Raw genomic sequence first — 11,740 nt, forward strand, 5'->3', positions numbered from 1 at the left:
GGAATTTGATGGCTTTGAATGAGTTTTCAGTGCATATTCCCCTTGAAGCGGTCAGGGAATACTGATATCATAGCGATAATATTTACTTCATATGTCAGTTAAGGATAGAAAGGGCGGGGGATTTTGTGACAAAGAGAGCGTATAACTTTAATGCCGGACCAGCAGCGTTACCACTAGAAGTATTGGAGCGTGCTCAGGCGGAATTTGTAGATTTTCGTAATACAGGCATGTCGATTATGGAGATGTCTCACCGTGGAGCCGTGTACGAGTCTGTACATAATGAAGCGCAAGAGCGCTTGTTGTCACTGCTAGGTAATCCAAAAGGCTATAAAGTTCTTTTCTTGCAAGGCGGTGCAAGCACACAGTTCGCGATGTTGCCGATGAATCTGCTTGGGGCAGGTCAGACAGCTAGTTACATCATGACAGGCAGCTGGGCCAAAAAGGCGCTGTCTGAGGCGAAGTTGATTGGAGAGACTCAGATTGTTGCTTCTTCGGAATCCGATAAATTCATGAAATTACCGGATGTTTCGAATCTGATTTTACCTGAACGTACGGTTTATGTGCATGTCACTTCCAACGAAACGATTGAAGGTACGCAGTTCAAGGTTTTCCCTGATACCGGATCGGCACCGCTTATTGCAGATATGTCCAGTGATATTTTTTGTAAACCGTTTGATCTGAACCAGTTTGGTATGATCTATGCAGGTGCGCAGAAGAACCTCGGTCCTTCGGGAATTACCGTTGTTATTGCACGTGAGGAGCTGGTGAGTGAGTCTCCTAAGACAATTCCGACGATGTTCCGTTACAGCACGCATGTTGATAACAACTCCCTATATAATACACCGCCATCCTTCTCGGTATATATGGTGAACGAAGTGTTAAAATGGATCGAGGAACAAGGCGGTCTGGCTGGTGTGGAACAAAAAAATATTAAGAAAGCGGAGCTGCTCTATAACACAATTGATTCCTCAGGGGATTTCTATCGTGGCTGTGTTGCAGCAGAAGACCGCTCGTTGATGAATGTGACGTTCAGACTCGCATCTGAGGAGCTGGAGAAGAAATTCATTAAAGCTTCGGAGCAAGAAGGTTTTGTAGGTCTGAAGGGGCATCGCAGTGTAGGAGGACTTCGTGCTTCAATCTATAACGCGGCTCCATATGAGAGTGTTAAGGCTCTTACCGACTTCATGAACCACTTCCAGCAGGCAAACGGATAACCTGAGAAAAGAATGCATGACTAAATAAGGCAGTAGTGAAGGTTCGATGAGCTGTCCTCCTGCCGTGGCAAAGCCTTCCACATTGACGTGTGGAGGGCTTTTCTTTAAAATTAGAGGATTGTTGTATACATGAACATGAAATAAAAAGGAGATCAAACACATATGGCATTACACATCGTTCTGGTTGAACCAGAGATTCCAGCTAATACGGGCAATATCTCGCGGACTTGTGCGGCGACCGGCACCCATTTACATCTCGTGCGTCCTCTGGGATTTCGGACAGATGATGCAACCTTAAAACGTGCTGGACTGGACTACTGGCATGCCGTTCATATTGAATATCATGATTCTTTTGACGAGGTTCAGCAGAAGTATCCGAACGGACGTTTTTTCTACGCAACAACGAAAGCGAAAAACCGATATTCCGATTTCGAATTTCAGGATGGAGATTTTCTCGTATTCGGTAAAGAAACGAAAGGGCTCCCGCCTGAACTAATTGCAGCTAATCCAGAAACATGTATGAAGATGCCGATGAGCGGAGATGTTCGTTCATTAAATCTTTCCAATTCAGCAGCAATTATTGTATATGAAGCACTGCGCCAGCTAAATTTTCCAGGACTGGATTAGTGAATGGTATCCGAAAAGACGGTTAGAATTCGCTAAAAAAACATTTTTCAAAAAAAAGGACAAAAAATGTTTATTTCCAGCAGGATTCGACAAAATTTTGGCGAATCTATAGATATAGTACTAATGTACCTAGAAATTCAGAGTAAGATAGGAGAGGTGTGCCGTAGCTATGAAGCCAGCAGGAGTAGTACGCAAAGTTGACCAATTGGGTAGGATCGTATTGCCTAAATCTTTGCGCAAAAGGTATCAAATGAATGAAGGAGACCCTGTAGAAATTTTAGTTCAAGGGGATCACATTATCTTGGAGAGATACCGTCCGAAATGTATTTTCTGCGGATCAATGGAAGATGTCAATGACTTTAAAGAGCGTTACATATGCGCACAGTGCTTAGAAGAAATGACTCAGCTTTCATAAAAACAAGCAAAAAACACCATGGCGTATATAAACGCCATGGTGTTTTTGTCTATTTAATGTCGCTTAAGGCAATTCAGTGACTTGAAAGGTTACTCTGTCCTGGAATGTCTATGTAAAACAATCAATCATCCTTAATTCAACTGATTTAGCATTGGCAAAATCTGATCCCATACAGCATTCAGGATGCCTTGCATATTCTCCTCTTCACTGTTGATACTGATGACAGCCTCTTTGGAAGGCAGGACAATGCAGAATTGACCATAAGCTCCATCCGCTCGATAAGCATTATGCGAACACATCCAGAACTGATAACCATAGCCCTTCCCCCAATCTCCATCCCCAGTTGTCTCAATCTGCTTACGTGTAGCTGCTCTGATCCAATCCGCTGAAACAAGCTGTTTGCCATTCCAGCGTCCCTCTTGAAGCAGAAACTGTCCAAACCGGCTTAGTTCTTCATTGCTCAGCCAAAGGCCCGCACATCCGAGGGTAACCCCGAGTGGAGAAGTCTCCCATTTTATATCAATCATACCTAGTGGTTCAAAAAGACGTGAAATGAGGTAATCTTTTACTGTCAGACCAATAGCCTCTTGCAGCATGGCCGAGATCATAAATGTATCACCACTACTGTATGTAAAATGTTCTCCAGGCATTCGATCCAATGTTAAAGACATGTAATGTTTGGCCCAGTCCTTTTCCTCTAAGGAAGCTCTTTCGTCTGCCCAGAGAGGCGGGGCGTCGTGACCTGACGACATGCGGAGCAGATCCCGCAAGGTAAGCTCACGTGGAGAGGGCAGTTGCAAGGGATTTTGCTGTGTTTGATCATAAGGGAAGTAATCGCCTAGTGTATCATCTAGCTGAATGAGTTCTTCCTCAACGGCCAGTCCAACTGCCATGCAGGTAAAGGATTTACTTACAGAATGTTGCACACGCCTGCGATCTCCGTTCGAATGCCATTCATCCAGAAGCAGTCCGTTTTGTAGTACACGTACAGAGTGAACATGAAGCTTCTCTTCCGTGATTGTGTCGATGAATCCTTTAAGTTGTTCAGCCATGATAACCCTCCAGTTCCAGGCGTTTACCTGAATAAATTCAGTCTGGTGAAACGTTTCCGTAATCTGATTGCAAAATTAGAATTCATGTTAGTACATTCTTGGTGTGATGTCAATTTAGGTATGATAATGAATGTATAAGTCTGAAATCTCTCGTTATAAAAGTGTCTTTTGAATCAAAATTGGAACAAGGAGGTCACTTTTTTGATGAAAAAACGCGAAAATTGTAAAAAGGTTATTGACAGGGTTTACTCAACGGGATTATGATTTATTCGAAACGATTCGAAGAAATCGCTTCCAAGTAAAACATTGATATTTAAACTTCAAGTAAATCAATGTTAAGTGTTTTTGAAACGATTCGAGAGAATCGTTTCGATAACCCAAGCCAGTTAAGAAGAACATGTTGGGGGAAGAAGTAACAGCATGCAGTGTCAGAGAAAAAAGAAAACCGCAGTTAAAAGCAACAAAGATGAAAGGGGTTACGATCAATGGCGCATATTACGATCGAAACCGGATCGCCCACATTATGCATGAACACAAGCATACACGTGGTATCCAGTGACTCCGGAGAGACTTCAGGCGGTACACTATATCTGCTTCACGGGGCAGGAGACAATGCGAGTACGTGGCAACGTCTGACCACCATTGAGATGTATGCAGCCCACTATGGCTGCACCGTCATCATGCCTGAAGCCAATCGCAGTTATTACACGGATATGGAATACGGCCTGAATTACTTCCACTACATCACTAAGGAATTACCCGAAATATGTGAAAGGCTGCTGAAGCTGAATTCCGACCCAGCCAAAACATATGTTGCCGGTTTGTCCATGGGCGGATATGGAGCATTGAAATGCGGGCTGACCTATCCTGAGCAGTACAGTAAAGTGGTGTCTTTATCCGGTGTAACGAATATTCAGGCACGGCTTCGTGATCCTCATATGCCAGAAGGCATGATCAAGGAAATGAAAGCGGTTTTTGGGGAACGGTTACAGGTAAAGGCTGATCAGGATATTTACGCATTGTCAGCCAGACTGCTGGAGCAGGGAGGAGCCTTGCCGAAGATATTGAGTTGTTGCGGGGACCATGATCCTTTTGTGGACATGAATCGGGACTACGCCGAGTATATGCAGGGAACTGCATTTGATTTTCGGTATGTAGAAACACCTGGCACGCATGAATGGCGATTTTGGGAACAGCATCTAAAAACGATGTTTGATTTTCTTTACAACGACAACACCATAGTAGAGTGAGGAGATGCAAATTGAAACCTGCAGCCGAAGGACCTAACAAAAAGCTGAAGGCAAACATGAGAGGCAAGTCACTTTGGACTGAAGTCTGGAAGCACCGCATGACGTATACCTTGCTTGTTCCGGGACTAGTCTGGTTGATCTTGTTCGCTTATATGCCGATGGGCGGCCTGTCACTGGCGTTCAAAGATTACAAGGCGAACCTTGGAATCTGGGGAAGTCCGTGGAGCGGATTTGAAAACTTTAAATACGTTTTCCGTGATCCAACCTTTATTGATGCCGTATGGCGGACGCTTTACATCAACATTCTAAAACTGATTATTCAGTTCCCGTTCCCGATTATTCTGGCACTGCTGCTGAATGAGTTGCGGATGCGCAGAGGGAAAAAGTGGTTCCAGACCGTCCTGACATTTCCGCACTTCCTATCCTGGATCATCGTATCCGGCGTAGTCATCAACGTGCTGGCCTATGATGGACTCGTTAACAGTGCGCTTGGATTACTTGGGTTGCCGACGATTAACTTCCTCGGCTCTGAATCAAACTTTGTTCCGATGCTGTTACTGACGGACATCTGGAAATCAAGTGGGTGGGGCGCCATTATCTTCCTGGCGGCAATCTCCGGTATCGATCAGGATCAATATGAATCTGCACAGATCGATGGCGCATCGCGGATGCAACAGATGTTTCGAATTACGCTACCAAACATTATGCCAACGATCACGGTTATGTTTATTTTGTCGGTGGGCGGATTGATGTCTTCCGGTTTCGACCAGATCTTCAACTTGGCGAACGCCGCAACGAAAAATGTATCAGAAGTACTCGATGTATATATTTATCGGATTACGTTCCAGTCATCAACCGACTTTTCATTCTCGACGGCGGTCAGCTTGTTCCGTTCCCTGGTGAATATGGTGCTGCTGCTTCTGGCTGACAGATTTGCCAAGTGGCTTGGCGGAGACGGTTTGTTCCGATAAGAGAGGAGGAGAAATGAGATGAGCAAAGCTGGAAGAAAACCTAAGATTGGCACTGAACGAATGACCTTTCTGGATTACATGATATTTGCTGTTTTACTGGTGCTTGCGCTGATGATTCTAATTCCGTTCTGGAATGTCATTATGATCTCGTTTGCAACCCAAAAAGAGTACGCTGAAAATCCGTTCCTGATGTTCCCGAAAGAGTTCACGCTTGATTCATATAGAGCACTGTTCGCTGATGGAAGCATCCTGTCGGGTTACAAAAATACATTGATCTTGCTCGTTATCGGTCTACCGCTCAGCTTGTTCCTGACAACAAGTATGGCGTACGGCCTAAGCCGCGGCAATTTCCCTTTTAAAAAGTTTCTCTTTTTCCTGGTACTGTTCACCATGATCTTTAACGGAGGTATTGTTCCTCTGTATCTGATTATGAAATCTCTTCATCTGACAGGGACGTTATGGTCTGTCATTCTCGCGGGAAGTTTCAGTGCCTTTAACATGATTTTGATGATGAACTACTTCTATACCTTACCTGAATCGCTGATGGAATCCGCGAGACTAGATGGTGCAGGAGAGTGGAGAATTCTGTTCTCCGTAGTGCTTCCGTTGGCCACACCAATTATGGCGACGATCACACTCTTCTACGGTGTAGCTTACTGGAACAGCTGGTATGATGCGATGATTTTCCTGCGAAAAGCGGACCAGTTACCACTGCAAAACGTCCTGAGGAACATCATTGTAACTTCCACAACGAATGCATCCAACGCATCCAGTGTAGATGCGGTGAAACTGAGCAGCTTCTCTATGGGAATGAAAATGGCTGCTGTATTTGTCACGATGGTACCGATTATGTGTTTCTTCCCAATGTTGCAAAAGCACTTTGCCAAAGGGGTATTAACAGGGGCTATCAAGACCTGATATACACATAGGATTTCAATGCATTAGAAATTCGACTAAAAACATGGGGGTAAAAGCATGAAAAAGGGCAAAAAGTTGTCAGTCAAATCGTTATTTGCAATCACACTCTGTCTCTTGATGTTGGTAGTATCCGCTTGTTCCAACAGCAGCAAAGGCTCAGATGGTGGGAACGAAAAGGATGCGGAAGGAAACTACAAAGATAACCTGACCATTTCTGTAGCGAATCTGACCGAAGTGAAAAACGGAAATATGGACAATGAGTTCCATAAATTCTGGGAAGACAAGTTCAACATCAAATGGGATTACAACTACATCGACTGGGATTCATGGGGCGAGAAACTTCGTCTGTGGATTAACTCTGGTGACCTGCCCGATGTAGCAGTATGGAATTATGTACACGGCGATGCCATCAACAACATCGATCAAGGCTTGTTCTACAAGTTCCCGGATGATTGGAAAGAAAGATGGCCTAATGTTGCTGCGGCTTACAAGCTGACAGGACTGGGCGACAAGCTGGAAGAACTGACAGGCGGTACGTATGTGCTTCCTAGACCTATCTATTTCGAAAACAAACCGGCTGACCCGCTGACGAACCAAATTGGTGTTATTGCTCTTCGTAAAGACTGGGCAAAAGCGGTTGGGTTTGAACTGAAAGATGCGTACACAACTTCCGAATTGAATCAATTTGCTGAACTGGTGAAAGAAAAAGATCCAGGTAAAGTGGGCAATAAACTGGTGCCATTGTCTTACAATGCTGCTGATGCAATGACCAACATCATTATGCCTAACAGTGTGCATGCGATGACAGATGTTCCTTTCTACAAAGGTGAAGATGGTCAGTTCCATTGGGGTCCAGCAGATCCAGAAACGCTGACAGGTCTGAAATTGATGCAAAAAGCGTACAAAGATGGACTGCTTAACCCAGAGTTCTACACTTGGAAAAACAATGAAGGACAAAACAACTTCAAAGTAACAGGTACTGCGGCTGTAACTAGTCTGGGTGGACTAGCTTCTTACAGACAAGGTCTGGATTCTGATATGAAAAAGAACCTTGGCGTCAACAGTGATGATCTTGTTCACACAGCGATCGTTCTTGGTGATGACGGTAAATACCGCAACATGGAACAAGCGAACTTCTGGTCTGCCCTGATCTTTAACCCGAACATCAGTGATGAGAAATTCGAACGCATTATGGACTTGATTGATTACTCCGCGACTAAAGAAGGACAATTGCTGATCAACATGGGTTTCGAAGGCAAGGACTGGAAATATGATGATAACAAAGAACTGGTAAACTTGTTGCCTGAAGGAACAACGCTGGAAGATAAGTATCCTGCTCGTTTCGAAGGACTTTATCTTCTGGGTGATGACTTCAGTGTCGTAAACCCTGCAATCAAAAAAGATTATCGTGATAGAGCAGTAGAATTGTTCCAGGAGAAAGCAAAGCTTGGTACTGAAAGTAAATCACTTGCACCTTACGATTGGGATGTTAACCTGTACGACTCCAAAGCGAAGAGTCAAGCATCTTTCGATTATCAAAACGAATATGCCAACTTGATCCTCAAAGGCGGAGACTTGGAAGCTAACTGGAAAGAGTGGGTTAACAGCAAAATGTCTCTGGTTCAGCCTTATCTGGACGAATTGAACGAAAAGTTCAAGTAAACGTAATGAAATGAAGAACAACACGGGGATGGCAGGAGCGTTCTGTCTCTCCGTGCGATTGAACCCGGTGCGCGGTCTCTCCCCGAACGCAGCCGGGTTCTTTCTTTCAATTAGAAGGTAGTGGAGGATGGTTACGTGAATAATCAGCAGTTGATGGATTTGGTAAATCAAATGACGCTGGAGGAGAAAGTGGCACAGCTGTTGCAGCTGACAGCCAATTTCTATGAAGGAACAGATACGCAGGGTCAGATTACAGGACCGATGGAAGAGATGGGCATTACAGAACAATCCGTGAGAGCGAGCGGCTCGATTCTTGGATTGTCCGGTGCACAAGCGATCATGGATGTACAACAGGCTTATTTGGAAAAAAGCCGTCTCGGCATCCCGTTATTATTCATGGCAGACGTGGTGCATGGTTTTAAAACGATCTTCCCGATCCCGCTGGCTATCGGCTGTTCATGGGATCTGGAGCTCGCAGAGAAGAGTGCCGAGATTGCGGCGCGTGAATCGGCAGTATCCGGTTTGCATGTTACCTTTGCACCGATGGTCGATTTGGTTCGTGATCCGCGCTGGGGGCGTGTGATGGAAACAACGGGTGAAGACCCGTATCTAAACAGTTTATTTGCTGCTGCTTTTGTACGTGGTTACCAGGGAGATAACCTGAAGGATGAGGTGGATCGTCTTGCAGCCTGTGTAAAACACTTTGCCGCGTATGGTGCTGCGGAGGGCGGACGTGATTACAATACGGTTGATATGTCAGAGCGTCAGCTACGTGAATATTATCTGCCAGCATATAAGGCGGCACTGGATGCTGGTGTGGAAATGGTAATGACTTCATTCAATACTGTTGATGGAATTCCAGCCAGCGGGAATGAGAAATTAATGCGTGGTATTTTGCGCGAAGAATGGGGCTTTGATGGCGTGTTGATCTCGGACTGGGCTTCCATACGTGAGATGATTGCCCATGGTGCAGCCGAGGATGACCGGGAGGCCGCATATCGTGCGATTCGTGCGGGTGTGGATATGGAGATGATGACACCATGTTACGTCAGCCATTTGCCTGAACTAGTTCAAAAGGGCGAAGTGGAAGAACACCTTGTTGATGAAGCGGTTTTACGCATTTTACAGCTCAAAGATAAGCTGGGGCTGTTCGATAACCCGTTCCGGGCTGCTGATCCGGATCGTGAGCGCGAGATCGTGTTCTCCAAGGAACATCGTGAGGTATCACGGGAACTTGCTGCGAAATCTGCGGTGCTGCTCAAAAATGACGGACAGACCCTTCCGCTTCAGCCTAATGCGAAGGTAGCCTTAATTGGTCCGTTTGCTCAGAGCGAAGATATTCTCGGCTGGTGGTCTTGTGAAGGCGTCAAAGCAGATGCGGTGAAGCTGGGAACAGCATTACAGGAGCGTCTTCCGCAAGGTAAGGTTCTCGTGGCTCAAGGCAGTACTGTGCATACCGTCACGGATGATCAGATTGCCGCAGCGCTGGAAGCAGCAAGTCAGTCTGATATCATTGTGCTTGCGCTGGGCGAAGATTCCGAGATGAGTGGAGAAGGCGGCTCACGGACAGATATTCGTTTGCCGGCAGCACAGTTACAATTGGTACAGGCGCTCAAAGCGGCGGGTAAACCGATCGTTAGTGTCATTTTCAATGGACGTCCACTTGATCTGAACGGGATTATCGGCGAATCGGATGCTGTACTCGAAGCCTGGTTCCCAGGCAGTGAAGGGGGAGCAGCGATAGCGGATATTCTGACAGGAGCAGTGAATCCGTCCGCTCGACTTACGATGTCTTTCCCGCAATCAGTTGGACAAGTCCCGGTATATTACAACCATTTTAATACGGGTCGCCCAATCAATCCGGATAATACCGAAAATCGTTATGTTTCGCAATATATCGACAGTCCGAATGAACCGTTGTTCCCGTTTGGGTACGGTCTCTCCTATACGACATTTGCTTATGGAGAAATTGAAGTATCAGGACAGGAGATGACTGCAAACGATTCTCTGACGGTCCAGGTACGTGTAACCAATACAGGGGATCGTGCGGGTATAGAGACTGTGCAACTGTACGTTCGGGATGTAAGCGGCGAGGTGGTTCGCCCGATGCGTGAGTTGAAAGATTATGTGAAGCTATCCCTTGCGCCGGGTGAAACGGGTACGGCTACGTTCACATTAAATGAAGAGCAATTACGTTATCATCATGCTGACCTCAGCTATCGCAGTGATCGTGGAGAGTTTCATGTGATGGTTGGACCAAACAGCAGAGATACACAGAGCCACACATTCAGACTTGTCTGAACGGTTTTATGCTGTAACGAGATGTCTGTTACTTCTTATTTTAAGTCAGGTCTTTCATTAGGAAAGGCCTGATCAACATAACAGAGGAGCGAAGAATATGGTCAGTATCAAGGATATCGCCAAAAAGGCGGGAGTTTCCATCTCGACCGTATCGTACGCGCTGAATGGAAGCAATAAAGTGACCGATGAGACCCGTTCTAAAATTTTGGTTATCGCCAAAGAGCTGAACTATGTTCCCAACGCGGCTGCCAGAACATTAAAAAAGAGAGAGTCACGCATTCTAGGTGTATTTCTCACGGATTTCAGCGGTGATGTATACGGAGATTTGTTAACGGGTATGAAAGCGATATGTAATGCCCAAGGATATGATCTTATTGTATGCAGCGGTAAACAATCTCACCGGATGTTGCCGGAGAGAATGATTGACGGGGCAATTATACTCGATCATACGTTTTCAAGTGAAGAACTTATGCAGTACGCCGATCGAGGACATAAAATTGTAGTGCTTGACCGCGAGCTGAAACACCCTAATATTAATCAGGTATTGCTCGATAACAAGGCTGGGGCTACGCTGGCGATGGAATATTTGATTGAACACGGGCACAAAAAGATCTATGTGGTTACAGGTCCGGAAGGGTCGTTTGACTCTCTACAACGGTTGAAGGCTGTAAGACAGGTTGCGGAGCGTCAGGCGGATGTGGAATGGATAGAAATCATGGGAGATTTCGAGAAAAGCGGTGGAGAACGAGCCGCAGATCACATTATACAGACGTATGAAGGGCCGGCAGCTGTTTTTTGTCTTAATGATGAGATGGCTATCGGTTTATGTGATCGTCTTGCAGATAGTGAACTCGAGATTGGCAAACAGATTGATGTCATTGGCTTCGATCATATTGAACTTACTAACTACGTGCAGCCCAAACTGGCAAGTATCGATTATTCGAAACGAAAGTGGGGGGCGCTTGCAGCTGAACAATTAATTAAAATTATAGCTGGAGAACCTGTTGATCACGAGCGCATATATGTCACGTTGGTGGAAGGAGAGTCCGTAACCGGACCGAATTCGGCTGAAATCAGGTTACCCTTGTCGAATGCAAACGAACGTGCAGTCAGTTATTAAACAAGTTTTTGGTGTTACGGCCGGGAGCTTATTAGGTGAATTCAATTGTTATAGCAAGAGACAAGCTTTGGAGGGAGAGAACATCCTTTTAAAACTTGTCTTTTGCTGTATGCAGAAACATGAAAAAAGCCTCTCCGAAGAGAGGCTTGGCCCTACAGTTACAGGCCTTTTGTTTTGTCTTGGTTGTAGGATGAAGTGAGGATGCCTGTA

At 45.5% G+C, this 11,740-nt stretch carries 10 protein-coding genes; 9 read left to right on the plus strand and 1 reads right to left on the minus strand.

Annotation, left to right across the window (positions count from 1 at the left end; translation table 11 throughout):
- Positions 1–125 precede the first annotated feature (125 nt).
- From serC to M3629_RS01795, 3 genes are all read left to right on the plus strand, one after another.
- Positions 126–1,214, plus strand: a complete 1,089-nt coding sequence (gene serC / locus M3629_RS01785) for a 3-phosphoserine/phosphohydroxythreonine transaminase (protein ID WP_251502656.1) — start codon at positions 126–128, stop codon at positions 1,212–1,214.
- 162 nt (positions 1,215–1,376) lie between these two features.
- Entirely contained in the window at positions 1,377–1,841 is a 465-nt protein-coding gene (gene trmL / locus M3629_RS01790; RefSeq protein WP_090919901.1) for a tRNA (uridine(34)/cytosine(34)/5-carboxymethylaminomethyluridine(34)-2'-O)-methyltransferase TrmL, read from the plus strand.
- A gap of 169 nt (positions 1,842–2,010) precedes the next feature.
- Entirely contained in the window at positions 2,011–2,256 is a 246-nt protein-coding gene (locus M3629_RS01795) for an AbrB/MazE/SpoVT family DNA-binding domain-containing protein (RefSeq protein ID WP_090919903.1), read from the plus strand.
- 131 nt (positions 2,257–2,387) lie between these two features.
- Here M3629_RS01795 and M3629_RS01800 read toward each other — a convergent pair whose 3' ends face one another.
- Positions 2,388–3,308: a serine hydrolase domain-containing protein gene (locus M3629_RS01800; RefSeq protein WP_251502657.1), complete on the minus strand. Its 921-nt coding sequence runs from the start codon at positions 3,306–3,308 to the stop codon at positions 2,388–2,390.
- A gap of 485 nt (positions 3,309–3,793) precedes the next feature.
- On the opposite strand from M3629_RS01800, the gene M3629_RS01805 reads away from it, so the two are divergent.
- From M3629_RS01805 to M3629_RS01830, 6 genes are all read left to right on the plus strand, one after another.
- The gene (locus tag M3629_RS01805; protein WP_251502658.1) at positions 3,794–4,558 is read left to right on the plus strand and encodes an alpha/beta hydrolase; all 765 of its coding nucleotides are present in this window, start codon (positions 3,794–3,796) and stop codon (positions 4,556–4,558) included.
- Between the two features lie 11 nt (positions 4,559–4,569).
- Positions 4,570–5,529: an ABC transporter permease gene (locus tag M3629_RS01810; RefSeq protein WP_251502659.1), complete on the plus strand. Its 960-nt coding sequence runs from the start codon at positions 4,570–4,572 to the stop codon at positions 5,527–5,529.
- Positions 5,530–5,547: 18 nt separating this feature from the next.
- Positions 5,548–6,447 (plus strand): carbohydrate ABC transporter permease, encoded by a 900-nt coding sequence (locus tag M3629_RS01815; RefSeq protein WP_251502660.1) that lies wholly within the window; start codon positions 5,548–5,550, stop codon positions 6,445–6,447.
- Positions 6,448–6,504: 57 nt separating this feature from the next.
- The gene (locus M3629_RS01820) at positions 6,505–8,109 is read left to right on the plus strand and encodes an ABC transporter substrate-binding protein (protein ID WP_251502661.1); all 1,605 of its coding nucleotides are present in this window, start codon (positions 6,505–6,507) and stop codon (positions 8,107–8,109) included.
- Between the two features lie 135 nt (positions 8,110–8,244).
- Positions 8,245–10,410 carry a glycoside hydrolase family 3 N-terminal domain-containing protein gene (locus tag M3629_RS01825; RefSeq protein ID WP_435368164.1) on the plus strand — a complete coding sequence of 722 codons (2,166 nt, stop codon included), beginning with the start codon at positions 8,245–8,247 and terminating at the stop codon, positions 10,408–10,410.
- Positions 10,411–10,507: 97 nt separating this feature from the next.
- A complete protein-coding gene (locus tag M3629_RS01830) occupies positions 10,508–11,530 on the plus strand; it encodes a LacI family DNA-binding transcriptional regulator (protein WP_251502662.1) in 1,023 nt (340 codons plus the stop codon).
- Positions 11,531–11,740: the final 210 nt, after the last annotated feature.

This window comes from Paenibacillus polysaccharolyticus, assembly GCF_023714295.1.
Taxonomy (GTDB): Bacteria; Bacillota; Bacilli; order Paenibacillales; family Paenibacillaceae; genus Paenibacillus; species Paenibacillus polysaccharolyticus_A.